The sequence below is a fragment of the Pseudomonas sp. UC 17F4 genome (assembly GCF_900101695.1).
Taxonomy (GTDB): domain Bacteria; phylum Pseudomonadota; class Gammaproteobacteria; order Pseudomonadales; family Pseudomonadaceae; genus Aquipseudomonas.
On the sequence record NZ_FNKV01000001.1, the window covers coordinates 4,422,864 to 4,447,372 of the forward strand.

Here is a 24,509-nt window from a genome sequence, read left to right on the forward strand (position 1 = left end):
CTCAGGCGCGGGGCATGCCGAGCATGCGCTCGGCGATGATGTTGCGCTGGATCTCGTTGGTGCCGGCATAGATCGGCCCGGCCTGGGCAAACAGGAAGCCATCCAGCCACTGGCCGACATCGCCGGCGGCTGGTGCCTCGGGCAGCAGTTCGGCGCGCAGGCCAAGGATGCTCAGGGCGGTTTCGTGCATGCGCTGGTCGAGCTCCGACCAGAAGATCTTGTTGGTCGAGGATTCCGGGCCGATCTTGCCGCCCTTGCCCAGTTTCGAGGCGCTCATGTAGGTCGCCAGGGTGTAGGCCTCGGCGTCCAGCCAGGCGCGCATCACCGCCTCGGCAATCGCCGGGTCGCGGTCGGCAGCTTCACGGTTGTCCAGGTACAACTGCACCAGGCGCCGGGCGGTTTCCTGGAAGCGCGCCGGCGAGCGCAGCATCAATCCGCGCTCGAAACCTGCGGTGGACATCGCCACGTGCCAGCCCATGCCCTCGCCGCCCAGGGCGTTCTCTACCGGCACCTTGACGTCGTCGAAGAAGATCTCGGCAAAGCCCGGCAAGCCATTGAGCTGTGCAATTGGCCGTACGCTGATGCCGGGGCTGTCGAGCGGCAACAGGATGAAGGTCAGGCCGTGGTGGCGCTGGGAATCGGGGTCGGTGCGAAAGATGCCGAACAGCCAGTCGGCCCAGACCGCGCGGGTCGACCAGGTTTTCTGGCCGTTGATCACATAGTGGTCGCCAACCCGCTCGGCGCGGGAGCGGATCGCCGCCATGTCGGAACCTGCGCCCGGCTCCGACCAGCCCTGGGCCCAGATGTCCTGGCCGGTGGCCATGCGCGGCAGAAAGCGCGCTTTCTGCGCTTCGCTGCCGTATTCCATCAGGGTCGGGCCGAGCAGAAAGATGCCGTTCTGGTTGACCCGTGCCGGCGCCCCGGCGCGGTAGTACTCTTCTTCGAAAATCAGCCATTCGATCAGGTCGCAACCGCGCCCGCCGAGTTCGGTCGGCCAGGTGACCATGCCCCAGCGGCCTTCATTGAGGCGGGCCTCCCAGGCCCGGTGCTGGGCAAAACCGAGCTCGGTGTCGAACGATTGCAACGCTTGCGCCGGTACGTTGGCCGCGAGCCAGGCCCGGGCCTCGGCACGCAAGGCCTGTTGCGCCGGTGTGTAAGTCAGGTCCATCGCAGTACCTTCAGCCGTTGAAGTGGGCATCGCGCTTCTCGACGAACGAGTCACGCGCTTCCTGGGAATCCTGGGTGCGGTAGGCTTCGAGGGTGAAGCCCTGCTCCCAGCGGTATTTGTCTTCGAGATTGCCGTCCTCGATGCCGTTGAGCGCCTCCTTGGCCAGGGCGATCATCGCCGGGCTCTTGGCGGCAATGCTGCGGGCGATCTGTAGCGCGGTGTCGCGCAACGCCTCACGCTTGACCACCCGCTCGACGGCGCCCAGGCGGTAGGCTTCGGCGGCGTCGATCATCTCGCCGGTGAAGTACATGTGACGGACCTTCTGCACCGGGAACAGGCGCTGCAGGTGGGCACCGCCACCCATGGCGCCACGGTCCACCTCGGGCACGCCAAAGCGTGCGCAGTCGGCGGCGACGACGATGTCGGCGGCGCCGCAGATACCGATGCCGCCACCAAGGACAAAGCCGTGCACGGCAACGATCACCGGTTTCGGGTTGCGGTGGATGGCCTTGAAGCTGTCGTAGTTGCCCTTGTTGACCGCGACGATCAGGTTGCCGTCGGCGGCCAGTTCCTTGATATCGACCCCGGCGCAAAAACCACGGCCTTCGGCGCGGATGACGATCACCCGCACCTGTGCATCGCTGCCCAGCGCTTCAATGGCGCTGGCGATTGCCGCCCAGCCCTTGCAGTCGAAAGCATTCACCGGTGGCCGGTCGAAGACCAGCTCGGCAATGCCGTTGTCAATACTGACGCTAAATGTGCTCATGCCCTTCCCCTTCATGAAATACGGCGGCTCAGTTCGCCCAGGCGCGCTTCGGCGTCACCGACGATCTGCGCGATCAGTTCGGCGCAGCTGGGCAGGCTGTGAATGTTCGCTGCCACTTGCCCGGCCGGCAGTACACCCTCGGCGGGCAGGCCGTCGACCATGGCCTTCTGGATCACCATCGGCGCGTTGGCGGCCATCAGTGCCTGCGCCGCGCTCAGCTCGCCGCTGCCGCGCATCTTCAGCGCGCTGGCGAGCAACTGCGCCAGGCTGGTGCCGCTGTGGCGGCGGTAGGCCAGGCCACTTTTGAGCGCCAGTAACCAGCGCTTGAGGCCGCCGCTGGCTTCCAGCGCATCGAGCAGTTCGTTGCGGATCATCCGTTGCGGCATGCCGTCGATGGCGCGGCTGACGATCACCGCCGCCGGGTCCTTGACCGCCAGGTAGCGGGCCAGGGTCGCACTCGGCACCGGGCTTTCGGCGCTCATCAAAAAGCGTGTGCCCATGGCGATGCCGGCGGCGCCATAGGCCAGGGCGGCGACCAGGCCCTGACCATCCTTGAAGCCGCCAGCGGCGACCACCGGCACCTTGAGCGCCTCGACCACCTGGCCGAGCAGCAGCGAAGTCGGCACCGCGCCGGTATGCCCGCCGCCCTCGCCGCCCTGGATGGTCACCGCGTCGGCGCCCATTTCCACCGCCTTCTGCGCATGCTTGAGGGCGCCAACGGTGGGGATGCAGACCACGCCGGCATCTTTCAGCCGGGCGATCATCTGCTTGCCCGGCGAACGGCTGTAGCTGACCGCCTTGACCTTGTGCCGAAGCACCAGCTCGACGATGTCGGCGGCATTGGCCTGGTACATGTGAAAATTGACCCCGAACGGCTGGTCGCTAAGGCGCCGGGTCTCGACGATCGCCGCTTCCATGCGTGCCGGCTCGATGGTCGCGCCGGCAAGAAAACCGAAGCCGCCGGCGTTACCGGTGGCCGCCACCAGGCGCGGTTCGGCGACCCAGCCCATGGCGGTCTGGATGATCGGGTAGCGACAGCCCAACAGTTCGGTGAGCGGCGTTTGCAAGCAGACCGTCATGCTTACACCCCCTCCGGCTTGCGCTGGGCACTGGCCATGGCGCGGGCGTCATAACCGCCCAGGCGGTCGCCGGACACCAGCTCGTTGTGGGCGTGAGCGAAGTGATGCAGGCCGAAGACCATGTCCATGGTCGCGCGCTTGCCCATCAAATCCTCGGCGTTGTTCACCGCCTGCTTGCTCAGCTGCAGGCCCAGGCGCGGCATTTGCGCGATGCGCTCGGCGATGGCCAGGGTTTCCGGCTCCAGGGCCTCGCGCGCCACCACGCGGTTGACCATGCCCATCTGGTAGGCCCGCGGCGCCGGCATCGGCGTGCCCATGAACAGGAATTCCTTGGCGATCCGCGGGTTGAGCTCATGCACGTGGGCAAAGTATTCGACCCCGGGGATGCCCATGCGCACCACCGGATCAGTGAAGTAGGCATCCTCGCTGGCGACGATCAGGTCACAGACCCAGGCCAGCATCAGGCCGCCGGCAATGCACGCGCCCTGGACCATGGCGATGGTCGGCTTGGGCATCTCGCGCCAGCGCCGGCACATGCCCAGGTACACCTCTTGCTCGCGGGCATAGAGAAACTCGCCGCCCGGTTTGTCGACGTGGTCGTACCACAGGCTGACGCGCTCGAAGCTCTGGTTGACGTCGCGCTCCGGGGTGCCGATATCGTGACCGGCGGAAAAATGCCGGCCGGCCCCGCACAGCACGATGACCTTGACCGCGTCGTCGGCGCAGGCCCGGCGAAACGCCGCGTCCAGCGCGTAGGTCATGCGCGAGTTCTGCGCATTGTGGTACTGCGGGCGGTTCATGGTGACCATGGCCACCGCGCCACGGACCTCGTACAGCACCACCTCGGCCTGGTTGTTATTGTTCTGTTCGCTCATCGATTGCTACTCCGGCAAGGCGTACTGCCCGGGCCTGGCTCAACGCAGGTTGCGCTGGCCGGCGGGGTTGTCTTTCAACTGGCTGGCCCGCAGGTTGTGCGGGTCGAGGCGCCTGATCAGCTGCAACTGCGCCTCGCTGGGCGCGGCAGTAACCGGGCAATCGGCGTCCACCTGCAAGGCGAAGCCGGTGTTGTCCTGCACCTCATCGACACTCACCCCCGGGTGCAGCGAGCGGATCCGTACCTGGTGCTGCGGGCCGTGGAAATCGAGGACGCACAGGTCAGTGACGATCAGGCGGATATCCACCTCATCCAGCGCCCAGCCTCGGGCCAGGCGCGCGGGGTTGTAGCCGATCGAGGAGACCATATCGACCTCGCCTTCGACGAACACCCGGCGATTGTGGCTGGGCACGAAGAACGAGTTGGCATGGCTGATCGAGTTGCCCGGCAGGCCGCGCACCCCGAGCATCTGCGCCTTGGGCCGGGCATAGTCGCCGATGCACGAGAGGTTGGCCTGGCCGAAGCGGTCGATCTGGATCGGGCCGACCAGGGCATGGCGCTTGCCGCCCCAGACGTTGTCGAAAATCCGTGCAAAACCCATCCAGCTGTCGCGCTTGGGTTGATAGCCGTTGCGTGCGCCGAGAGGCACAGGTTCCGCGACCATGTAGGCTTCGGAATCGGTCATCAGCAACTGCGGGTTGCTGGTCAGCATGCTCAGGGAGGCGGCCAGGCGCGGGATCACCCCGATGCCGGTGGCCAGGACTTCACCGTCGTCGCGCCAGGCCTCGGAGGCGGCGCAGATCATCAGTTCGGCGAGGCTGTACGTCGTAGCTGGCGTGGTCATAGAAAACTCGCTTAGAAAACCGGCAGGGGAAGCTGGCGGATGGCGCCCAGGCCACCGACCTGTTCCAGGTACTGCTCGTGGGAGCAGGCGACAAATTGCTCGACATAGGCCTGCCAGCCCTCCTCGGCCTGGGCCGAGGCGGTGTAGGCCTTCAAATGCGGCACATCGAAACCGTACAGCGGCGCGCATGACGAGGGGTGCGCACCGCCCGGCACATGGGCCACGGCGGTGGTCAGGTTGCGCTCCCAGAACACCTGGTGCGCGCGCTCCGGCGCACTGTGGAAGTAGTCGCTGTCGACCAGCTGATCGCAGGTCACGTAGCTGTGGCGGGCGGCGCGCACGAACAGATCGTCCATGTAGTGGTCGGGGCCGCTGATCTGGCAGACCCCGCGGGCATCGGCACGGTCGACGTGGATCAGCGCGGCGTCGAGGTCAAGCGCCGGCATCGCCACCCAGTCCTTGCCGTCGGCATAGGGCGAGGCCACCAGTTTGATTTGCGGGTTGTGGCGCAGCACATCGGTGCCCAGGCCGACCGCCGTGGGAATGAACGGCACGCCCATGGCCGCCGCGCGCAGGCCAAGCAGGAGCATGCCTTCGTCGATCTCCATGACCTCGATGGCGGCGTCCTGGCGGGCCTTGCGAAAGTACGGCTCGAGTGGAATGAAATCGAGCGAGACGAAGGCGAATACCAGCTTCTTCACCTTGCCCGCGGCGCAAAGCATGCCGACATCGGCACCGCCGTAGGCGACCACGGTCAGGTCCTTGAGGTCGGAACGCAGAATCTCGCGGATCAGCGCCATGGGCTTGCGCCGCGGGCCCCAGCCACCGATGCCGAGGGTCATGCCGTCGCGCAGCTGGCCGACCATCTGCGCCGTGGTCATTTGTTTGTCCATCATCGTTGTCCTCATGGGCGGCCGACACTGAAGTCGTGGCCCCAGTGGCTGACCACCGTGCTTTCGAAGGGGGTGTGCTGGTTCCAGTCGACCACCAGGCCGTCACAGCCGTACTCCAGGTCAAAGCCTGAAGGGGTTTTCATGTAGAACGAGACCATCTGGTCGTTGGTGTGCTGGCCAAGGGTGGCCGAGAGCTTGACGCCGTGGGCGTGCATGCGGTCCAGGGCGCGGCCGACCTCGTCGAGGCCGTCGACCTCGACCATCATGTGCACACAGCCATGGGGCACCGGGCATTCGAAGATCGCCAGGGAGTGGTGACGGCCATTGTTGCAGTGCAGAAAATGAATGCGCTTTTCCGGCTCGCCCGGGTCAGGGGTGAAGCGCACTTTCATCAGGTCCGAGAGGCCAAAGCCCATGACCCGCTGATAAAAATCGCGGCAGCGCTCAAAGGTTGGCGCCGGCAGCACCACGTGGCCCATGCCCAGCTCATGGGTGACAAAGCCCTTGACTGCCACCGGCGAGACAAAGCGGGCGAAATCCTGGCGCGGGCCCCAGAACAGTTCGTGGCGGTTGCCGTCCGGGTCGCAGAACTGCGCCACCGCCTGGACCTTGCGCAGCTCGGCCTGGGCGGCATTGCCGCGCTCGACGGCGATATCGGCCTGCTGCAGCTCGGCGATTGCCTGCTCGAAGGCGGCCTCGCCGGCCAGCTCCCAGCCACAGGCGCCGAAGCTGTCCTGGTCGCTGTGCAACACCAGGAGGCGGTACGGGCGATCGTCCATTTTCAGGTACAGCCGGGCGCTGTCAGCGCCCTCGCCGGCCACCATCATGCCCAGCACCTGGGTTGCGTAATGACGCCATTGCGCCAGGTCGGTGGACAGCAGGGTGACGTAACCCAGGCCGCGGATATCCATGCTTGTTGTCCTCGCGTTGATCGACGTGTTGAGCGCTATTCAAGCCCGCTGCACAAGGCCGGGCATCGTCTGTTGGGACTAGCGCTATCGGGTGAATTTCGCGGGTCTGTGGGAGCAGGCTTGACCCGCGATGCTTTCACCTCACTGCTTGCGAAAATGCGGAATCACCTTCTCGCCGATGTTGCGCAGGGTTTCCAGCTGCGCCCATTGCGGCACCGTGCCCATCTGGCAGATGAACAGGATCTCGTCGGCGCCGGCATCAATCAGGCGTTGCACGTAACCGATGCAGTCCTCGACCGTGCCGTAGGCATGGTTGGGGTTCATCATCGCCATGGTCGGGTCGGAGAAGTCGACGCTGACTTCCTCGGAGGCAAAGCGCGACTTGATCACTGCCTGGCCGTTGCCGTCGACGTAGGTGTCGTCTTTCCATTTTTCCGGGTCTGGCCGCTCGCCGCCGCCGTACCAGTAGCCCAGCGACTCCATGAAGTAGCGCTGGCCACGGATGCCGATACGCCGCGCCAGTTCGTTGTCGTCGAGGACGATGGCCGGGCACAGCGCGGCGATGTGGCGGTTGGGGCGAAAGCCGACCTGCTGCTTGGCGTCACGGTTGTCCCAGGCCTGGTGGTACACCTCGACCTTCTTGGCGATTTCCTCCGGGCCGCCGAAACCCAGCACCAGCGCGCCCATGCCACGCCCGCCGGCGTTCTTCAGCGATTCGGTGTTGGTGCAGGCCAGGTACATCGGCGGGTGCGGGTCCTGGTACGGCTTGGGGTGGATCGGCCGCTTGGGGATCTGCACGAAGTCGCCATGGTGCTCGATCTCGTCCTGGACGAAGATTTTCGGGATCAGGTACATGGCTTCATCGATCTGCGGCTGCAGGGTCGCCAGGTCGTAGCCGAAGGTACCGGCCTCCTGCTGGGTACCGCCCTTGCCCACGCCGAAATGCACCCGGCCCTTGGACAGCAGGTCGAGGGTAGCGATGCGCTCGGCGACCTTGACCGGGTGGTTCATCGCCGGCGGCAGGCACACCACGCCATGGCCGATGCCGATGCGCTCGGTCTTGCCGGCGACAAAGGCGAGCATGGTTTCTGGCGCCGACATGTGCGAGTAGTTGCTCAGGGCGGTGTGTTCCACGCACCAGAAGGTGTCGAAACCGAGCTGGTCGGCCAGTACTGCCTGCTCGACGGTGTCATCGAAGATCTTGCGGTCGCCTTCGCGGCTGGAGTCCACCGTCTGTGCTTCGTAAATCAATGAGAATTTCATGCTTGATCCTTGTTCTTGTTAACGGCTCGGTCGGCGCCAGGGACCCGCGCCTTGCCACCATGCTCGGGGATCGCCGCGCCGCTCGAATCCCGCAAACGGACTAGCCGGTTTCTGTGATCTGGCGCTTCAGAGGAAGAAGTCGCTGCTGTCCTGGCCCATGCTCACGCCGCCCAGGTTCCAGGCGTACTTGGCCGGGTTGTTGGCAACGTGGGCGCGGCCGGTATGAATGTCGCGAAAGGCGCGGTTGATGGCGTGGCTGCGAAAGATCGTCGAGGCGCCGCTGTTGAACATCAGCTCGGCCACCGCCTTGGCGCACTTGTCGGCGACCAGCGCCGAGTCGTAGCGCATCTTCACCCGCGTCTGCATGGCCAGGGCGTCGCCGGCCTCGGCGGCCTTGAGCATGAAATCGAAGTTGCGCAGCAGCACCGTGCGGCACTCGTCGACGCAGACCATGGCATTGGCCAGGGCGGTTTGCGCCGCCGGGTCCTGGAGCATCTTGCGCCCGTCATTGACCCCGACCCGGCTGCGGTTGTGCTCGACGAACAGATCGATCGCGCCCTGCAGGGCGCCAATGGCCGACGACGACACCGCGCGCACGAAGATCTGCCCGAACGGCAGGCGGAACAGCGGCGCGCTGTTGACCGCGTTGCCCGGGCTGTACTGCATGAAACCGTCAGCAGCGCGGTGGGTGCGGTACTCCGGGACGAAGGCATCGCTCACCTGGATGTCGTGGGAGCCGGTCGCCTCCAGGCCCATGACATTCCAGTTGTCGATGATCTGGTAGTCGCTGCGCGGCACCAGGAAGGTCCGGTAGTCCGGCGCCCCGCCCGCCTCTTGCGGCGGCACCAGGGCGCCAAGGAAGGCCCACTGGCAATGCTTGCTGCCCGACGAAAAGCCCCAGCGGCCGCTGAGCTTGAAGCCACCCTCGACCCGCTCGACCTTGCCCACCGGCATATAGGACGACGAAATCAGCACGCTGGAATCCTGGCCCCAGACATCCTCGGCGGCGCGGTCGTCGAACAGCGCCAGTTGCCAGTTGTGAATGGCCACCACCCCCAGCACCCAGGCCGAGGACATGCAGCCTTCGGCGAGGGTCATCTGCACCTCGAAAAAGTCCCGTGGCTGCAGCTCGTAGCCTTGCCAGCGCGCCGGCTGAAGGATGCGGAAAAACCCGGCGTCGTGGAAATCGCGCAGGGTTTCTTCCGGTAGCTGGCCACGTTGCGCGGCATGGGCGGCACGTTCACGCAGGATCGGCACCAGCTCGCGGGCGCGCTGGGCCAGACGCTGGCGTATCAGGTCGTGATTGAGCATGTTGTTGTTCTCCTCTGATCACCCCGTCCGCCGGGGCGCGCGTGCAGCAGAGGCGCAACCGGCCTCTGCCCCGGCATTCAAGCAAGGCGCCCGACGGCCAACATCCCTCAAACGGACCATGCCGCGCCGACGTGGCTCGACTTGGGTTTGTACGAAAAGTCGCCGAGCGGCGATCAGGCAAGGCGAAAACAGGCGAGGAAGCGGAATTTACGAGTTGTAAATGAGCATTCCGAGCCTGTTTTCAACGCAGCATGATCGTCGCGCAGGCACTTTCCGTACAAACCCTAGTCCCCTCGGACGATGTTGGGCCTTGCACCGATTGCAAGAATTCATCGCACTCCAAGCCAACCAGAGGCCGTGCGATGAACAACAACACTCTCAAAGCCGACATGCTCCAGGCCATGCGCCGCCTGGCCAAGTCCGTGACCATCATCAGTACCAGCAACGGCACCCAGCGCTTCGCCATGGCCGCCACTGCGGTCGACTCGCTGAGCACCGAGCCGCCGTCGCTGCTGATCTGCGTCAACACCAGCGCCTCACCGCATGCCGCCCTGGCGGACGGCGCCGACTTCTGCGTGAACATCCTCGGCGTCGAGCAACAAGACCTGGCGCACCTGTGCAGCGGCGCGATCAAGGGCGAGGCACGCTTCGAGCGCGGCGACTGGCAGACCAGCGAAGAAGGCATTCCGTTTCTGGCCGATGCACAGTCATCGATTCTTTGCCGCCAGGACGGGCGCATGACCTATGGCACCCACACCATTTTCATTGGCCGCATCCTGCGCATCCGCACCAGCGCCAGCATCACCCCGCTGGTCTATCTGGATGGCAGCTACACCACCACCGCAGCGCCCGCGCGCATGATCGCGGCAGCGGGCTGAGGCCGGGCCATGAACAGCCTGAGCGCATTGGCGCCGCTGCGGGTGGAGCATGCGGGAGAGCTGCACTGGCACGCCGCGGCCGAGCTGCTGGTGGTCGGCTTTGGCGGCGCCGGGGTCTGCGCCGCCATCGAGGCCGCCAGCAGCGGCCTCAGTGTGCTGGCCCTGGACCGCTTCGCCGGTGGCGGCGCCACGGCGCTCAGCGGTGGCGTGGTCTATGCCGGTGGCGGCACGCCCTACCAGCAGCGCGCCGGCTACCCGGACAACAGCGAGGCGATGTTCAACTATTTGCGCCAGGAAGTCGGCGAGGCGGTATCGGCCGACACCCTGCGCGACTTCTGCGAGCGCAGTGTCGAGCAACTGGCCTGGCTGGAGCGCCACGGCGTGGCCTTCGAAGCCAGCGTGCCGCCACAGAAAACCTCCTACCCCAGCGACCGTTACTACCTCTACTACTCGGGCAACGAAGCAGTGCCGGCCTACGCCGCGCAAGCCACACCCGCCCCTCGCGGGCACCGCGCCAAAGGCCCGGGCATGTCCGGTGCCAGCCTGTTTGCGCCGCTGCGCGCCAGCGCCCTGAAGCTCGGCGTGCGCCTGCGCAGCCAGTGTGAAGTGCGCCAGCTGGTGGTCGACAACCACGACCGGGTGCTCGGTGTGGTTGCCTGGCAACTGCCTGCCGATAGCCGCGCCGCCCGCCGCCATGCACGCCTGGCGCGCTGGGTCAGCGTCCTGCAGATGTACGCCCCGGCGCTGGCCGAGGTGCTGCGCAAGCGCCTGCGACAGATCGAGCAGCGCCATGCCGTGCGCACCCTGATTCGCGCCGAAAAAGGCCTGCTGCTCAGCTGTGGCGGTTTTATTTTCAACCGCAAGCTGGTGGCCCGGCACGCGCCGCAGTACCTGGCCGGCCTGCCGCTGGGTAGCAGCGCCTGCGATGGCAGCGGCTTGCTCCTGGGCCAGAGCGCAGGCGCCAGCCTGGCGCGGATGGACAAGATCAGCGCCTGGCGCTTTATCAACCCGCCGCTGGCCTGGGCCCGCGGCATGATCGTCAACGGCCTGGGCCTGCGCTACTGCAACGAAGAGGTGTACGGCGCCACCCTCGGCCACGCCATGGTTGAAGAACAGAGCGGCAAGGCCATCCTGATTCTCAACCGCGCCCTGGTGTGCCAGGCGCTCAAGCAGGTCGGCCCGGGCAAGGTGTGGAACTTCCAGCGTTTGCCGGTGCTGCTCAACCTGCTGTTCAACGCCAAACGCGGCCACAGCCTGGAACAGCTGGCCGAACGCTGCGCCTTGCCCGCCGGCAACCTGCGCCAGAGCGTGGCGCAGTACAGCAGCGCGGCCCGAGGCGAAATCGCCGACCCGCTGGACAAGTCGGCGGCGATGCTCTGCCCGCTGGACAGCGGCCCCTGGTATGCCCTCGACCTGTCCTATGACAGCCGCCTGTTCCCCTGCCCGGCCCTGACCCTGGGCGGCCTGCGCGTCGACGAGCGCAGCGGCGCGGTGCTCGACCTGCACGGCGCGCCGATCGCCGGGCTGTACAGCGCCGGGCGCAATGCCGTGGGCGTGGCCTCCAACCTATATGTCTCCGGCCTGTCCCTGGCCGACTGCATTTACTCCGGGCGGCGCGCTGCGGCGCATATCGCCGCGCACGCCGCCCGCAACCCCGCACCATCAGGAGAACAACCATGCAACGTGTAGAAGGCAAAGTCTGCATCGTCACCGGCGCCGCCAGCGGTATCGGCCGCGAGGACGCCCTGCTGCTGGCCAGCCAGGGCGCCCGGGTGGTGCTTACCGACCTCAATGAACAGGCCGGTCGCGAAGTCGCCGCGCAGATTGGCAGCAAGGCGCTGTTCATCCGCCACGACATCGCCAGTGAAAGCGACTGGCAGCAGGTGGTCAAGACCACCCTGGAGCACTTCGGGCGCCTCGATGTGCTGGTCAACAACGCCGCCATCCTGGTGGCCGGCACCATCGAGGACACCTCGCTGGAAACCTGGCAGAAGGTCCAGACGATCAACGGCGACGGTTACTTTCTCGGCTGCAAATATGCCATTGAAGCCATGAAGGACAGTGGCGGCGGCTCGATCGTCAACATGTCCTCGGTGGCCGCCCTGGGCGCCATGCCGATGTTCTGCGCCTATTCGGCCTCCAAGGGCGCGGTGGCGGCAATGACCCGCTCCATCGCCCTGCACTGCAAGCAGCAGGGGTATCGCATCCGCTGCAACAGCGTGCACCCGGACGGCGTCAACACGCCGATGACCCAGGCCCTGGCCGGTGGCCAGCCGATCGACCAGGCGCTGCTCGACCAGGACCCGATGAACCGCATGTGCGCGCCGCGCGATATCGCCAACGTGGTGCTGTTTCTGGCCAGCGACGAATCGAACTTCGTCAACGGCGCCGAACTGCGGGTGGACAACGCGCAATTGATCAGCGGCATTTGAGGCGACGATGAACATGGGCATGCAAGCGCTTGGGCAGGACTCGCTGGTGTCGGCCAGCGGCAGCTATCGGCTGCAGGTTTGCGCGGTGATCGACGAAACCGCCGATGCGCGCTCGCTGGTCCTGGAGGTGCCGGCGCAGCTGCACGAGCGCTTTCGCTACAAGCCGGGGCAGTTCCTGAGCTTTCGCGTGCCCTGTGCCGGCAAACTGCTGACCCGCTGCTACTCCATGGCCAGCTCGCCGCTGTGCGATGCCCGGCCCAAGGTGACCATCAAGCGGGTTGTCGACGGGCGGGTGTCGAACTGGATGAACCAGCAGGTGCAGGTCGGTGACTGGCTCGAAGTGCTGCCACCGGCCGGACACTTCTGCCTGGATGAACGCCTGGCCAATGACCCTTCACGGCCACTGGTGCTGTTTGCCGGTGGCTCGGGTATCACCCCGGTGATGTCGATCCTCAAGTCGGTGCTGCACAGCGGCGCTCGATCCGTCAGGCTGGTGTATGCCAACCGCGACGAAGCCTCGGTGATCTTTCGCGACGAGCTGCGCCAGTTGAGCCAGGATCACCCGCAGCGCCTGCAGGTGATCCACCTGCTCGATTCACTGCAGGGCTTTTTGCGCGACGCCCAGGTCCAGCAACTGGTCGGCGAAATGCGCGGCGGCGACTACTTCATCTGTGGCCCGGGGCCGTTCATGGACACCGTCGAGCGCAGCCTGCTGGCCCTGGGCGAAGCTGCCGAGTGCATCCATGTCGAGCGCTTCGTCTCGCCGCCCGACCCGGATCAACTCGCCGCGCAAGAGGCCGTTGCCCGCGCCGTCAGCAGCGACTCGGCCTGTGAGCTGCTGCTGGTCGAGCTCGACGGCGAGCAACACGAAATCCGTTGCCAGCCCGGCGATACCCTGCTGCAAAGCTGCCGGGCGGCGGGCCTGGACGTGCCCTCTTCGTGCGAAGAAGGCTTTTGCGGGGCCTGCATGTGTACGGTGCTCGAGGGTGAAACGCATCTTTCGCGCAACGATGTGCTCAGCGCCCGCGAGCTGGAGGAAGGCTGGACCCTGGCCTGCCAGAGCCGGCCACTGGGCGCGCGGGTGCGCTTGCGCTTCCCCGGCTGAGGGCCGGTGCCCGCTAGTCTCATCGGACGATCACTGCGGCCCCGACTGCGGTTAGACTCGGCGCCAGCAGCCCCACAACAATAAGACAGAGGTTCAGTTATGGCTCGTTTGCACAACAAGGTCGCCGTGGTTACCGGCGGCGCATCGGGTATCGGCCTGGCGTGCGTGCGTCGCTTCATTGCCGAGGGCGCCGAGGTCGTCGGCCTGGACATTGGCGAGGCGCCGGCGGACTTCCCCGGCCTGTTCATGAGCCTGGATGTGCGCGATGAAACCCGCGTGCAGCAGGTGATGAGCGAAGTCATCAGCCGCTTCGGGCGTATTGATGTGCTGGTCAATGCCGCCGGCGTCGCCGACCAGGGCAGCGTGACCCAGACCAGCACCGCCAACTGGCAGCGGGTGCTGGACATCAACCTCACCGGCAGCATGCTCACCAGCAAGCACGTGCTGGCGCAGATGGAGGCCCAGCGCAGCGGCTCGATCATCAACATCGGTTCGATCTTCGGCCTGCAGGGCTGCGACGGCAACGTTGCCTACAACGTCTCCAAGGGCGGCATCAACCAGCTGACCCGCTCGATGGCCATCGACTACGGCTACGCCAACATCCGCGTCAACGGCCTGTGCCCGGGCCTGATCGAAACGCCGATGACCAGCATGGTCCGCGAACAGCAGGCATTCCACGCCTTCTTCGCTTCGCAGCACATGCTCAACCGTTCCGGGCAGCCGGACGAAGTGGCCAACGTCGCGCTGTTTCTTGCCTCTGACGAAGCGTCGTTCGTCAGCGGCCAGATGATTGCCGTGGACGGCGGTTTCTCCGCTGGCCGCCGCTTCGCCCCGCCTAGCGCCTGACCCGCGGTGCCGGGCAGCCTGCCCGGCGCTTTCCCTGCTCATTCATCCTCAGCCTGAGGAGGCATCATGCTGCCTGTCGAAAACGCTCAGACCATCGCCCAACTGTTCGCCCGCGCCGCCCGGGACTACGGCGACAGCCCGGCCATCGAAGACGGCGGGCAGCGCATCAGCTACCGCCAGCTCGAGCTGTTGCGCCAGCAGGCCGCCCGCGCCCTGCTCGCCCTGGACGTGCAAGTGGCCGACCGGGTGGCAGTGTGGGCGCCCAACCTGTGGGAATGGATCGTTGCCGCCGGCGCCCTGCAGAGCATCGGCGCCACCCTGGTGCCGTTGAACACACGGATGAAAGGCAGCGAGGCCGGGCACATCCTGCGCGAGAGCGGCACCTGCGTGCTGTTTTGCATCAGCCGCTTTCTGGATAACGACTACCCGGCCATGCTCGCCGACCAAACCCTGCCGGCCCTGCGCCAGGTGATCAGCCTGCGCCCGGCAGAGCCGCGCCACGGCGGCCTGGCCTGGGAGGCGTTCATGGCCCTCGCCGAGCAAGTGCCGCAGGCGCTGTTGCAGGCCCGCGAGCAGCAGGTCGGGCCGCAGACCCTGTCCGACCTGTTGTTTACCTCCGGCACCTCCGGCAAGCCCAAGGGCGTGATGACCGCCCACGGCCAGAATCTGCAGGTGGTGCGCGACTGGAGCGAGATCGTCGGCCTGCGCCGGGGCGATCGCTACCTGATCGTCAACCCGTTCTTCCATTCCTTTGGCTACAAGGCCGGCTGGCTGGCAGCGCTGATGCGCGGCTGTACCATCATCCCGCAGCAGGTGTTCGAGGTGCAGGCGCTGCTCGACTGCGTGCAGCGCCAGCGCATCAACATCCTGCCCGGGCCGCCGACCCTGTATCAGTCGCTGCTGGCCCACCCGCAACGCCAGAACTACGACCTGAGCTCCTTGCGCGTCGCCGTCACTGGCGCCGCCGCGATCCCGGTGGAGATGATCGGGCGCATGCGCGAGGAGCTGGGCTTTGCCACCATCGTCACCGCCTACGGCCTGACCGAAGCCTGCGGCTTTGCCAGCATCTGCCGCCCCGGCGACAGCGCCGAGCGGGTCGCCAGCACCAGCGGCCGGGCCATGCCAGGGGTTCAGATCCGCTGCGTCAACAGCAGCGGCGCCAGGGTGCCGGCCAACGTACCTGGCGAGGTGTTGATCCGCGGCTACAACCTGATGCACGGCTACCTCAACGACCCGCAGGCAAGCCTCGAAGCGGTGGATGCCGACGGCTGGCTGCACACCGGCGACATTGGCGTGCTGGATGAACAGGGTTACCTGCGCATCACCGACCGGCTCAAGGACATGTTCATCACCGGTGGCTTCAACGTTTACCCGGCGGAGATCGAACAGACCTTGCTGCAGTACCCCGGGGTGGCCCAGGCCGCCGTGATTGGGATTGCCGATGAACGCCTGGGGGAAGTGGCCATGGCCTTCTTGCTGGCGGTGCCTGGACAGGTGATTGACGTGGCGCAGTTCAATACCTGGTGCCGCGAGCAGATGGCCAACTACAAAGTGCCGCGGCGGGTGCAGGTAGTCGAGGTCTTGCCGCTCAATGCCACGGGCAAGGTGGCCAAGCAGGTATTGCGCGGCTGGGTGTGAGGGCTGCTGTGCAGCCCATCGCCGGCAAGGCCGGCGATTGAGCCCGAAGGGGTTGTAATCCGCCGCTCAGATCACCCGCGCCGGATGTTGCTGGCGCGGGTCGCCGAGCAAGCCGCGATGGGAAGGCGGCTGGCGCCCGCCCGCTTCGCTGATGCCATACCCAGCGGCTATCTCGGCAGTGATCAGGGTTTGCCCGGAATAGCGCATCAACTGCGGGTCATTGAGCAGCGCATGAATCACCCGCCCATTGAACTGCGGGGTCTCGGCATCGGCAAGAAACGCCTTGTACTGCTCGCCATGCTGCTCGCCGGCAATCCGCGTGCGCTCGGTCAGTTGCGGGCCTAACCATAGCGACACGGCGGCGACGCCCTGATCTTCGAAATCGATGGCCATGTCGGCGGCCAGCTTGTCGCAGCCGGCCTTCTGCGCGCCATAAGCCGGCCCATGCATGTAGCAGCCAGCGCCAAACGATGAGGTGAAACACACCAGCCCCTGGCGGCTGCGCAGCAACAGCGGCGCGCCATGGTAGCTGGCGACATAGGCTGAACGCAGGCCGACGTCGAGGATACCCGCCAGCGCCAGCGGTTTGCTCCAGAACGGCCCCGGCTCGATCAACTGGTCATGGATGAACGCCGCGTTGTTGACCAGCAGATCCAGGTGCCCGCATTCGCGCTCGACCCGGGCGAACAGCGCCTGCACCTGGGCATCGTCGGCGTGATCGCAGGTCACCGCGATACCTTGCCCGCCCACCGCGCTGATGGCCTCGGCGGTGGCCTGCAGGTCGCCGTCCAGGGCATGCCCGTACAAATGTGAACCGCCCTGCCCGCGGGCCCGGCCGGTAACGTAAACGGTCATGCCGGCCGCGCCGAGGGCCAGGGCGATACCCTGGCCGACACCGCGGCTGGCGCCGGTGACCACGGCAACCTGCCTGTGTTGTGTACTCATGGGGTGCATCCTCAAGAAACCAGCGCCGCCTGGGCCTGGTGATTACTGGCTAACGCGCCGATATGGTTGGCGGCCAGGTAGCCGAAGGTCATGGCCGGGCCGAGGGTCGACCCCGCCCCCGGATAGGTACGGCCCATCATCGATGCGGCGCTGTTGCCAATGGCATACAGGCCGAGGATCGGCTGGCCGTCCTCGTGCAGCACCCGCGCATGCACATCGGTGAGCAAGCCGCCCTTGGTGCCGATATCGCCGGCATCGACCCGCACCGCATAGAACGGTGCCTGCAGCAACGGCGCCAGGCACGGGTTGGGCTGTACACCGGGGTCGCCGTAATAGCGGTCGAACAACGACTCGCCCTTGGCAAAATCTTCGTCGCGACCCAGGCTGGCCATGGCATTGAAGCGCTGCACGGTACGCGCCAGGCCTGCGGCATCGACCCCGATGCTGGTCGCCAGGGCTTCAAGACTGTTGGCCTTGTGGAAGTAGTCGCGCAGGTGCCGGGGTAACTGCCAGTCGCGCTGGGCATAGCCCGGCAACAGCGCGCCACAGGGGTATTTACGCCGGAAGCTGGCGTCGAAGACCATCCAGCACGGCACGCTGCTGGCGCCTTCGCGGTTGTTGGCGTACATGGCGTAGACGATGTCGGTGTACGGCGCCGCTTCGTTGACGAAGCGCTGGCCCGCGGCATTGACCAGCACGCAGCCGGGCAAGGTGCGTTCGACAAACAGCGCGCGCTGCTTCTCTTCGCCCTGCACATGGGTGGTCGGCGCCCACCAGCTGTGCTCCATCAGCGCGGTGCGCGCGCCGACGGCCTGGCCGGCGCGAATGCCGTCGCCGGTGTTGTGCGGCGGCGTTGCGCTCCAGCGCGCTTGCGAGGGCTGCGGGTGATACTGGTCGCGCATCGCCTGGTTACGCTCGAAGCCGCCGGCGGCGATGACCACCCCGTGACGCGCCTTGATCCGCAGCAGCTTGCCGTCGCGGCGCACCTGGGCGCCGCCGATGCGCCCGTCGACGATCAGCAGTTGCTCCAGCGCGCAGTCGAGCCACAGCGGCACCTCACGGTCGAGCAACGAGCAGCGCAAGGCGCCGACCAGGGCGTTGCCCAGGGTCAGGAAGCGATCACGTTTCGACAGCTTGCGGCCCGTGCGGTCGCGCCAGTAGCGCCACATCACCCGCAAGGTCAGGCGCAGCCAGCCCTTGCCGCGACACAGCAGCACCTGGGCTTCTTTCATGGTCATGGCCATGCGACCCATCATCAGCGTGCCCGGTGACGGCGCGCGCATCTTCAGGAACTCGTCGCCCAGTTGCGCCGCGTCGAACGGCAAGGGGTCCATGGAGCGGTAGCCAGGCTTGCCGCCCGGTACTTCGGGGTAGTAGTCGGCATAGTGCGGCTGCGCCTCGAAGCGCACCCGCGAGTGTTGTTCGAGGTATTCGAGCATGCGCCGGCCCTGCTCGACGTAGGTTTCGATGCGCCCGTCGTCGATCTCGCCCTGGGTGACGGCCTCGAGGTAAGCGATAGCTTCCTCGGCCGAGTCGTGCCCGCCCAGGGCCCTGATGCGCGGGTTGTTGGGGATCCACACACCACCGCCGGACACCGCCGAGGTACCGCCGTATTCGCTACTTTTTTCGATCACCAGGGCCTTGAGCCCCAGGTCATGGGCGCGCAGGGCGGCGGTCATGCCGCCGGCCCCCGAACCGATCACCAGCACGTCGCAACAGTGGTCCCAGTCGATCCCGGCTTCGTTCATGTGCTCACCTTGTAAAGGGCAATGGACAACAGGCCGCGCCGGCGGTCGGCCGGGGGCATTGGTCATTGATTGTTCGATGCCCGGCACGGGCCAACATCGTCCGATGGGACTAGCGCCAGCGTCCGGCGCACGTGGCGGCATCGCTTAGTCCGCTTGGACGATGTTGCGCCGCCAAGGGGATTCCATAGTCGCCTCCAGCTTCACCTCCCACCTTGAATACAGCGGTCGGGCAGGTCTGACCGCGGCATGAGGACGACATGATAAAAACAACAATCGCCCCACCTTCACTCAATACCTGCGTGCGCCTGGGGATGCTGATGCTGGCCGGCGGCCTGGGCACCCCGGCCAGCGCCCTGACCTTTCAGGCCAGCGATGACCTGAGCATCGACTGGGACACCACCCTCACCTACAGCCTGGCCTGGCGTACCGAGGGCCGCGACCACAAGCTGGTGGCCAACGCCGACGGCAACGATGGCGACAACGCCTTTGACCGCGGCAGCCTGATCAACAACCGCGTTGGCTTTCTCACCGAGGCCAACCTCAAGTGGCAGGACAACTACGGCCTGTTCGTGCGCGCTGCCGGCTTCTACGACAACGTCTACGACCAGGGCAACGACAACAACAGCGGTGCCTCCAACTGCCTGGCCAGCGGCAACTGCCGGCGCGCCGACCGCTTCTCCCAGGACACCATCGACCAGCACCGCGACGACCTGCGCCTGCTCGACGCCTATGCCTACGGCAGCTGGGACGTTAGCGGCCACAACCTCAACCTGCGGGTCGGCGATCAGGTGGTGAGCTGGGGTGAAAGCCTGTTCTACCCGGGCATCTCTGCGGCCCAGAGCCCGGTCGATGCGACCAAGGCCACCACCCCCGGGGTCGAGGTCAAGGAAGTGCTGCTGCCGGTGGGCCAGGTGTTCGGCCAGTTCAGCCTGACCGAGGCCCTGGAGCTGCAAGCCTACTACCAGTACAAGTGGGAGAAGACCGACCTGTTCGGGGTCGGCAGCTATTTTTCCAGCACCGACCTGATCGACCGCGGCGGTTTCAGCGACGCCTCAGGCTTCGTTACCCGCCTCAAGGACGACGAGCCCAGTGACAGCGGCCAGTACGGCGCGGCCCTGCGCTACACCGCCGAGTCGCTGAACAACACCGAGTTCGGCCTCTACTACTCGCGCTACCACGACAAGAACCCGTCGCTGGACTTCCAGACCGACCTGGGCCACTACCGCGTGCGCTACTTCGACAACATCGACCAGTACGGCGCAAGCTTCGGTACCGTGCTCGGCGACACCAGCATCGCCGGTGAGGTCAGCTACCGCGACGGCGCACCGGTGATGGTCGACAACGGTTTCTCAAGCCCGGTGCGGGCGCAGACCCTGCAGGCCCAGGTGTCGATGATCCACGTGGTCGGCCCGACCGCCTTTGCCGACAACACCACCCTGGTCGGCGAGCTGGTCTACAACACCGTGCTCGACAACGACGCCTCGACCCCGCTGACCCTGGCCCCCGGCCTGACCCTGCCGGGCACCGACAGCCTGGTGCTGGACCGCGACGCCTGGGGCTACACGGTACAGGCGACCTTCGACTACAACGACGTGTTCAGCGGCTGGGACATGTCGGTACCGGTCACCTACAGCAGCGCCGCCCAGCACGACAGCGCCCTGACCGGCTCGATCAATGCCGGGCAAGGCGATGAGCGCGCAAGCATCGGCACCACCTGGCGCTACCTCGGCAACTTCACCGTCGAAGCGCTCTACAACGCCTACCTGGGTAACGCCAACAACTCGCCCCTGGCCGACCGCGACAACGTCGCCCTCAACTTCAAGTACCGCTTCTGAAGCCCCTGATGGAGGAGCACCGCATGTCTACTCTCACGCATCCCTGGTTGCGCACCACCCTGGCGGCCGCCCTGCTCGGCGCAAGCCTGGCCCACGCCAATGTCAGCAATAACGATGCCGCGCGCCTGGGCCAGGACCTGACCCCGGTCGGCGCCGAGCGCGCCGGCAACGCCGATGGCAGTATTCCGGCCTGGACCGGCAAATGGCGCGGGCTGCCGCCGCATCTGAAATTCGCCGGCCCAGGCACGCCCTACCCCGACCCATACGCCGACGAAAAACCGCTGTTCACCATCACCGCGCAGAACGTCGAGCAATACGCCGCCAACCTCACCGACGGCCAGAAGGCGCTGTTCAAGCGCTACCCCAACTCGTTCAAGATCCCGGTCTACCCCAGCCATCGGGACTTCAGGGTCGACCAGGCCAGCGAAGATGCGCTCAAGCGCAACGCACTGAACGCCACCCTCAGCGCCGACGGCAACGATGCCCTCAACGCCTTCGGCGCCTCGCCGTTCCCGATCCCGAAGAACGGCAACGAGCTGATCCTCAACCACAACATGCAGGCACGGGCGGTCACCGAAGAGGCCAACTACCAGCAGGTGGTGGTGTATGCCGACAACAACAAGGCCCTGGAGAAGGTCAACTACAAGATCTACTCGCTGTGGTCCGACCCCAAGCAGAGCGCGCAAAGCGTCAACGGCGTGTTCACCGACTTTTTGCTCACCACCCTTGAGCCGGTGCGCAAGAAAGGCGAGATCATCGTCGGCCACGAATTCATCAACGCCGCCGCCCAGCCGCGCCAGGCCTGGCAATACACCCCGGGCCAGCGCCGGGTACGCCGGGCGCCGACCGTGGGCTACGATTCGCCCACCGGTGCCGGCGGCTTTCGCGTCTACGATGAAGACCGCCTGTTCAACGGTGCCACCGACCGCTACGACTGGAGCATCGTCGGCAAGAAGGAAATCTACATCCCCTACAACAACTACAAGATCGACAGCCCCGAGGTGAACACCGCGCAGATCCTCTCTACCAGCGGCCATATCAACCCGGAGCTGATGCGCTATGAAAAACACCGGGTGTGGGTGCTGCAGGCAACCCTCAAGCCATCCGCCCGGCACATCTATGCCAAGCGCCTGATCTACATCGATGAAGACAGCTGGGCGGCTACCCTGGCCGACAACTTCGACGCCCGTGGCCAGCTGTGGCGCACCAACATGCAGACCTCGGTGTATGCCTATGAGATCCAGCGCTTCCACGCGCGCCTGGGGATCTATCACGACCTGATCGCCGGCTCCTACCTGGTCGATCGCCTGCTCGACGAGCAAAAGCCGGCCAAGCTCAACGCCAGCAACTTTGCCGCCGACGAGTTCACCCCCGGCAACCTACGCAAGCTCGGTACCCGCTGAGCCCCAGGCACGCCGCCCTGCTCCCGAGCGCTGCGCTCGGGAGCAGGCGTTTTCGCTGCTGGCGAAGTACAATGGCCGCCGTACTGCCCGCGCACCCCCGCGCGCGGCCCCGCCTTTGAACGATCAAAGGATGATCCTGGTGAAACCCCTCAAGAACCGTTTTCTCGCCATCGCCATGCAGGTGGAGCTCAACCTCAGCATCTGGACTGGCGGCCTCTACATGATCTGGGTGCTGTTCGACCGTGATGCGACGCGATACTTCGAGACCTACGCAGTGTTTGCCATCGTCAGCCTCTGCCTGTTCTTCTTCACCGCGCTGTTCGTGCGCTGCCCGGAATGCAACACCTCCATGCACCACCTGTACAAGCCGGGTGAAGGGCTGTTGATGCACCGCGGCTTCCTGCCCCACGAGGTCTTCACCCAGAAGCTGATCGAGTGCCCCAAGTGCAACCAGGTGGTGAAGTTTCGCGATTAGCGCAGGCTGATAACGATTTTGCGCGCAAGCATGCCCACCAACATACCGGCGAGGGTCAGCAGCACATCGGCGCTGAACTTTGCCGAGTAGTCAGGCGCATAAATACGGTCATGGCTGTAGAAGGTCGGGCCGGTGTTGAACAGCGCGTGGTAGCCATTGGGAAAGAACGCCACCGCGCACAGCACCACGATCAAGCCCAGGGTCCAGGCGCCGGTGCCGTCGTAGGACTGGCTGCGGAACCAGAGCAGAATCCAGGTGAGCACGGCGGCCAGCAGCGGCGTCCAGAACTGCGAAGTGAGGGCGTTGTAGAATTCAATCGGGAAGTACATGGCGTTGCTGAGTCCTTTCAATGACACGGTGGGTAAAGCGCGGCGAATTCTATCACGGCAGTCTGGTTTACTCAGTGCACTCAACTAAACCAGAAAAATGAAACCACTCCCGCTATCAGGCACACCCACACTATCGACGTCACCCTGGACGCAGCTTCGCTGCGACGACTTAGTTGTTGATCCAGAACTGCCCGGTTCGATTTTCTCTCTCCTTTCTCCCCGAGCTGAAGGTAATCACTCAGCGCATAAATGATCCTGGAGAAATTTTTATGGTGCCGATGATTGCCAGGAAGGTTCGCCCCGACCTTCAAGGACGACTCGATTCTTACAACGCAAACGCCCGGCTCCAGATCATCAACTACGATGGTCACCCGTTCGCCCCAGGAAAACGCCGACATGCCCGCCGACACATCGATTCTGCCGATGAACATGTCGACGTGCGTGGCTTGCAGCCCCAGATTCGGCAGGACTTCGCCTAGCGCTTCGAGCACGACTTCTTTGGGAAACGGAAATTTTTGCTCGGTGGCCTGTGATCCACTGCCCATACGATTGCTCCCGTGCGCCATTCATTTGTGGCTCTGCGTGATACAGGAGGTTAGATCATCGAGCATCGACCTGCGGTGCAAAACTGACCTTTTGCAGTCGGTCCAGCCCTACCCCGTAGTAGAACGAAAACGGCCGCCCGGCCTGATACGCGTAGTCGCCACACATCTCGCGCAGGCCCTGGCGCCCGGCGTCGGCCATATCAAAGGGCTGGTAGGGATGCTCGCCGAGTGATCCGAACTCAATGGTCAGCCAGGTCGAGCGAAACTTGCCGTAGGACATCTGGCTTCCCATGCTGACCTTCAGCCCTCCCGCCTCGAGGCGCTCGCGCAAGTCACGGTCGTCAAAGTACAGGCTGGCAGGCACGCGCAGGGTCATCTTGTCGTGGGTGAGAATGTCCATGCCGCCTTCCAGTTGCGCGCTATCGGCCTTGAAGCCGGTAATGACGAACGGCAAGGCGCTCTGCACGAAACTGTCGAGCTGGCAGCTCACCTCGGCCTTGACCGTGCGGCTACCGGCAAAGGCATGGCGCCGCTCGCTGTCGCTGATGCGGGTATCGAGGCTCGTTTCGTAGGGCAAGTCGAACCACAGCGGTATGACCTTGCGCCCCATCGCGACGACGTTGGCAGGCGCCGGGCCGATTTCCCTCCCTGCTGCATTCAGGCGCTTGGCCTGACTGTAGTCCAGCCGCAATTGCACGCTGGAGACCACCGACTTGCGCGCCTGCAGGATGGTATCGAACTGGCCGGCCAGGGCCTGGCGTTGCGCGGCGCTCAGGGCAGGCTCAGGGCCGCGCAGCACAAGGGTGTCACTGTGCTGGGGATCGAGTTCGATCTGCAGCCGTTGCGTATCGATGTGCTGGGTGGCCAACAGCTGCTCGACGGCCTGGCGGTAAACCTCGTGCACTTGCCCGGCGTCACCGCGAGGATGGGCACCGCCCTGGAACTGCAACTGTGCCAGCACCACCCTGGGCTCCTTGAACAAGGCCACAGCGAGCAGTGCACACAACCCGATACCCGCACCCATCATCAGCTTCCCTGCCGCACTTCGACTCATTACAAGCCTGCTCCTTGACCAAGACATCCGCAGTACACCTGCGGGCGCGGATGATAACCGCCATTAGCGCTTATTGCTTGTGCGGCAAACGCCATTGTTACTGTTTCACCAATAAAGCTTCTCAGCCCCGGGCGTTTATCCGCAAACACCCTCGGCCTAAACTGAAA

At 65.4% G+C, this 24,509-nt stretch carries 23 protein-coding genes; 9 read left to right on the forward strand and 14 right to left on the reverse strand.

Going from position 1 to position 24,509, the window contains the following annotated elements:
* Nucleotide 1: 1 nt before the first annotated feature.
* The 9 genes from BLR26_RS20095 to BLR26_RS20135 form a co-directional block, all read right to left on the reverse strand.
* Nucleotides 2–1,168 (reverse strand): acyl-CoA dehydrogenase family protein, encoded by a 1,167-nt coding sequence (locus BLR26_RS20095; protein ID WP_045201610.1) that lies wholly within the window; start codon nucleotides 1,166–1,168, stop codon nucleotides 2–4.
* A gap of 10 nt (nucleotides 1,169–1,178) precedes the next feature.
* Entirely contained in the window at nucleotides 1,179–1,934 is a 756-nt protein-coding gene (locus BLR26_RS20100) for an enoyl-CoA hydratase family protein (protein WP_093384780.1), read from the reverse strand.
* An 11-nt stretch (nucleotides 1,935–1,945) separates the two neighbouring features.
* The gene (locus BLR26_RS20105) at nucleotides 1,946–3,013 is read right to left on the reverse strand and encodes an NAD(P)H-dependent flavin oxidoreductase (RefSeq protein ID WP_093384785.1); all 1,068 of its coding nucleotides are present in this window, start codon (nucleotides 3,011–3,013) and stop codon (nucleotides 1,946–1,948) included.
* 2 nt (nucleotides 3,014–3,015) lie between these two features.
* Entirely contained in the window at nucleotides 3,016–3,888 is an 873-nt protein-coding gene (locus tag BLR26_RS20110) for an enoyl-CoA hydratase (RefSeq protein ID WP_045201616.1), read from the reverse strand.
* A 39-nt stretch (nucleotides 3,889–3,927) separates the two neighbouring features.
* Nucleotides 3,928–4,731, reverse strand: a complete 804-nt coding sequence (locus BLR26_RS20115; RefSeq protein ID WP_093384790.1) for a CoA-transferase subunit beta — start codon at nucleotides 4,729–4,731, stop codon at nucleotides 3,928–3,930.
* Nucleotides 4,732–4,742: 11 nt separating this feature from the next.
* Nucleotides 4,743–5,624 (reverse strand): CoA transferase subunit A, encoded by an 882-nt coding sequence (locus tag BLR26_RS20120; protein ID WP_093387603.1) that lies wholly within the window; start codon nucleotides 5,622–5,624, stop codon nucleotides 4,743–4,745.
* Between the two features lie 11 nt (nucleotides 5,625–5,635).
* Nucleotides 5,636–6,535 (reverse strand): VOC family protein, encoded by a 900-nt coding sequence (locus BLR26_RS20125; RefSeq protein WP_093384794.1) that lies wholly within the window; start codon nucleotides 6,533–6,535, stop codon nucleotides 5,636–5,638.
* Nucleotides 6,536–6,676: 141 nt separating this feature from the next.
* Entirely contained in the window at nucleotides 6,677–7,798 is a 1,122-nt protein-coding gene (locus BLR26_RS20130) for an LLM class flavin-dependent oxidoreductase (RefSeq protein WP_093384798.1), read from the reverse strand.
* 126 nt (nucleotides 7,799–7,924) lie between these two features.
* Nucleotides 7,925–9,109, reverse strand: a complete 1,185-nt coding sequence (locus BLR26_RS20135; RefSeq protein WP_045201624.1) for an acyl-CoA dehydrogenase family protein — start codon at nucleotides 9,107–9,109, stop codon at nucleotides 7,925–7,927.
* Between the two features lie 362 nt (nucleotides 9,110–9,471).
* Between BLR26_RS20135 and BLR26_RS20140 the strand changes: the two genes are divergently transcribed.
* The 6 genes from BLR26_RS20140 to BLR26_RS20165 all read left to right on the forward strand — a co-directional run bounded on the left by BLR26_RS20140 (nucleotide 9,472) and on the right by BLR26_RS20165 (nucleotide 16,008).
* Nucleotides 9,472–9,987: a flavin reductase family protein gene (locus BLR26_RS20140; RefSeq protein WP_093384802.1), complete on the forward strand. Its 516-nt coding sequence runs from the start codon at nucleotides 9,472–9,474 to the stop codon at nucleotides 9,985–9,987.
* A 9-nt stretch (nucleotides 9,988–9,996) separates the two neighbouring features.
* A complete protein-coding gene (locus tag BLR26_RS20145; RefSeq protein WP_093384807.1) occupies nucleotides 9,997–11,676 on the forward strand; it encodes an FAD-binding protein in 1,680 nt (559 codons plus the stop codon).
* A complete protein-coding gene (locus tag BLR26_RS20150) occupies nucleotides 11,664–12,419 on the forward strand; it encodes a glucose 1-dehydrogenase (RefSeq protein WP_093384811.1) in 756 nt (251 codons plus the stop codon). The genes BLR26_RS20145 and BLR26_RS20150 overlap by 13 nt, the downstream gene beginning before the upstream one ends.
* Before the next feature lie 19 nt (nucleotides 12,420–12,438).
* Complete coding sequence (locus BLR26_RS20155; protein ID WP_218124491.1) at nucleotides 12,439–13,524, forward strand: ferredoxin--NADP reductase; 1,086 nt, start codon at nucleotides 12,439–12,441, stop codon at nucleotides 13,522–13,524.
* A gap of 99 nt (nucleotides 13,525–13,623) precedes the next feature.
* Nucleotides 13,624–14,370, forward strand: a complete 747-nt coding sequence (locus tag BLR26_RS20160) for an SDR family NAD(P)-dependent oxidoreductase (protein WP_093384815.1) — start codon at nucleotides 13,624–13,626, stop codon at nucleotides 14,368–14,370.
* A gap of 66 nt (nucleotides 14,371–14,436) precedes the next feature.
* On the forward strand, nucleotides 14,437–16,008 hold the full coding sequence (locus BLR26_RS20165; protein WP_093384819.1) for a FadD3 family acyl-CoA ligase: 1,572 nt from the start codon (nucleotides 14,437–14,439) through the stop codon (nucleotides 16,006–16,008).
* Between the two features lie 66 nt (nucleotides 16,009–16,074).
* Here the strand turns inward: BLR26_RS20165 and BLR26_RS20170 are convergent, their stop codons facing one another.
* Nucleotides 16,075–16,953 carry an SDR family NAD(P)-dependent oxidoreductase gene (locus tag BLR26_RS20170; protein ID WP_093384823.1) on the reverse strand — a complete coding sequence of 293 codons (879 nt, stop codon included), beginning with the start codon at nucleotides 16,951–16,953 and terminating at the stop codon, nucleotides 16,075–16,077.
* 11 nt (nucleotides 16,954–16,964) lie between these two features.
* Nucleotides 16,965–18,701, reverse strand: coding sequence for an FAD-dependent oxidoreductase (locus BLR26_RS20175; RefSeq protein WP_093384826.1), 1,737 nt, complete (start codon nucleotides 18,699–18,701; stop codon nucleotides 16,965–16,967).
* A gap of 257 nt (nucleotides 18,702–18,958) precedes the next feature.
* Here BLR26_RS20175 and BLR26_RS20180 point away from each other — a divergent pair, with 257 nt between their 5' ends.
* From BLR26_RS20180 to BLR26_RS20190, 3 genes are all read left to right on the forward strand, one after another.
* Nucleotides 18,959–20,536 (forward strand): DUF1302 domain-containing protein, encoded by a 1,578-nt coding sequence (locus BLR26_RS20180; protein WP_093384830.1) that lies wholly within the window; start codon nucleotides 18,959–18,961, stop codon nucleotides 20,534–20,536.
* 23 nt (nucleotides 20,537–20,559) lie between these two features.
* Nucleotides 20,560–21,939, forward strand: coding sequence for a DUF1329 domain-containing protein (locus BLR26_RS20185; protein ID WP_093384833.1), 1,380 nt, complete (start codon nucleotides 20,560–20,562; stop codon nucleotides 21,937–21,939).
* Between the two features lie 139 nt (nucleotides 21,940–22,078).
* Entirely contained in the window at nucleotides 22,079–22,414 is a 336-nt protein-coding gene (locus tag BLR26_RS20190; RefSeq protein ID WP_143013296.1) for a hypothetical protein, read from the forward strand.
* Here BLR26_RS20190 and BLR26_RS20195 read toward each other — a convergent pair.
* The 3 genes from BLR26_RS20195 to BLR26_RS20205 form a co-directional block, all read right to left on the reverse strand.
* Nucleotides 22,411–22,743, reverse strand: coding sequence for a hypothetical protein (locus tag BLR26_RS20195; RefSeq protein WP_045201648.1), 333 nt, complete (start codon nucleotides 22,741–22,743; stop codon nucleotides 22,411–22,413). The genes BLR26_RS20190 and BLR26_RS20195 overlap by 4 nt on opposite strands.
* 80 nt (nucleotides 22,744–22,823) lie before the next feature.
* On the reverse strand, nucleotides 22,824–23,288 hold the full coding sequence (locus tag BLR26_RS20200; protein WP_052676574.1) for a hypothetical protein: 465 nt from the start codon (nucleotides 23,286–23,288) through the stop codon (nucleotides 22,824–22,826).
* A 55-nt stretch (nucleotides 23,289–23,343) separates the two neighbouring features.
* Nucleotides 23,344–24,342: a hypothetical protein gene (locus BLR26_RS20205; protein WP_143013297.1), complete on the reverse strand. Its 999-nt coding sequence runs from the start codon at nucleotides 24,340–24,342 to the stop codon at nucleotides 23,344–23,346.
* Nucleotides 24,343–24,509: the final 167 nt, after the last annotated feature.

Coding starts and splice junctions, on each gene's coding strand:
- BLR26_RS20095 (WP_045201610.1), bottom strand. CDS start 1,168: ATGGACCTGACTTACACACCGGCGCAACAGGCCTTGCGTGCCGAGGCC.
- BLR26_RS20135 (WP_045201624.1), bottom strand. CDS start 9,109: ATGCTCAATCACGACCTGATACGCCAGCGTCTGGCCCAGCGCGCCCGC.
- BLR26_RS20140 (WP_093384802.1), top strand. CDS start 9,472: ATGAACAACAACACTCTCAAAGCCGACATGCTCCAGGCCATGCGCCGC.
- BLR26_RS20180 (WP_093384830.1), top strand. CDS start 18,959: ATGATAAAAACAACAATCGCCCCACCTTCACTCAATACCTGCGTGCGC.
- BLR26_RS20125 (WP_093384794.1), bottom strand. CDS start 6,535: ATGGATATCCGCGGCCTGGGTTACGTCACCCTGCTGTCCACCGACCTG.
- BLR26_RS20115 (WP_093384790.1), bottom strand. CDS start 4,731: ATGACCACGCCAGCTACGACGTACAGCCTCGCCGAACTGATGATCTGC.
- BLR26_RS20130 (WP_093384798.1), bottom strand. CDS start 7,798: ATGAAATTCTCATTGATTTACGAAGCACAGACGGTGGACTCCAGCCGC.
- BLR26_RS20110 (WP_045201616.1), bottom strand. CDS start 3,888: ATGAGCGAACAGAACAATAACAACCAGGCCGAGGTGGTGCTGTACGAG.
- BLR26_RS20160 (WP_093384815.1), top strand. CDS start 13,624: ATGGCTCGTTTGCACAACAAGGTCGCCGTGGTTACCGGCGGCGCATCG.
- BLR26_RS20185 (WP_093384833.1), top strand. CDS start 20,560: ATGTCTACTCTCACGCATCCCTGGTTGCGCACCACCCTGGCGGCCGCC.
- BLR26_RS20200 (WP_052676574.1), bottom strand. CDS start 23,288: ATGGGCAGTGGATCACAGGCCACCGAGCAAAAATTTCCGTTTCCCAAA.
- BLR26_RS20145 (WP_093384807.1), top strand. CDS start 9,997: ATGAACAGCCTGAGCGCATTGGCGCCGCTGCGGGTGGAGCATGCGGGA.
- BLR26_RS20195 (WP_045201648.1), bottom strand. CDS start 22,743: ATGTACTTCCCGATTGAATTCTACAACGCCCTCACTTCGCAGTTCTGG.
- BLR26_RS20175 (WP_093384826.1), bottom strand. CDS start 18,701: ATGAACGAAGCCGGGATCGACTGGGACCACTGTTGCGACGTGCTGGTG.
- BLR26_RS20170 (WP_093384823.1), bottom strand. CDS start 16,953: ATGAGTACACAACACAGGCAGGTTGCCGTGGTCACCGGCGCCAGCCGC.
- BLR26_RS20120 (WP_093387603.1), bottom strand. CDS start 5,624: ATGGACAAACAAATGACCACGGCGCAGATGGTCGGCCAGCTGCGCGAC.
- BLR26_RS20155 (WP_218124491.1), top strand. CDS start 12,439: ATGCAAGCGCTTGGGCAGGACTCGCTGGTGTCGGCCAGCGGCAGCTAT.
- BLR26_RS20150 (WP_093384811.1), top strand. CDS start 11,664: ATGCAACGTGTAGAAGGCAAAGTCTGCATCGTCACCGGCGCCGCCAGC.
- BLR26_RS20165 (WP_093384819.1), top strand. CDS start 14,437: ATGCTGCCTGTCGAAAACGCTCAGACCATCGCCCAACTGTTCGCCCGC.
- BLR26_RS20205 (WP_143013297.1), bottom strand. CDS start 24,342: ATGAGTCGAAGTGCGGCAGGGAAGCTGATGATGGGTGCGGGTATCGGG.
- BLR26_RS20105 (WP_093384785.1), bottom strand. CDS start 3,013: ATGACGGTCTGCTTGCAAACGCCGCTCACCGAACTGTTGGGCTGTCGC.
- BLR26_RS20100 (WP_093384780.1), bottom strand. CDS start 1,934: ATGAGCACATTTAGCGTCAGTATTGACAACGGCATTGCCGAGCTGGTC.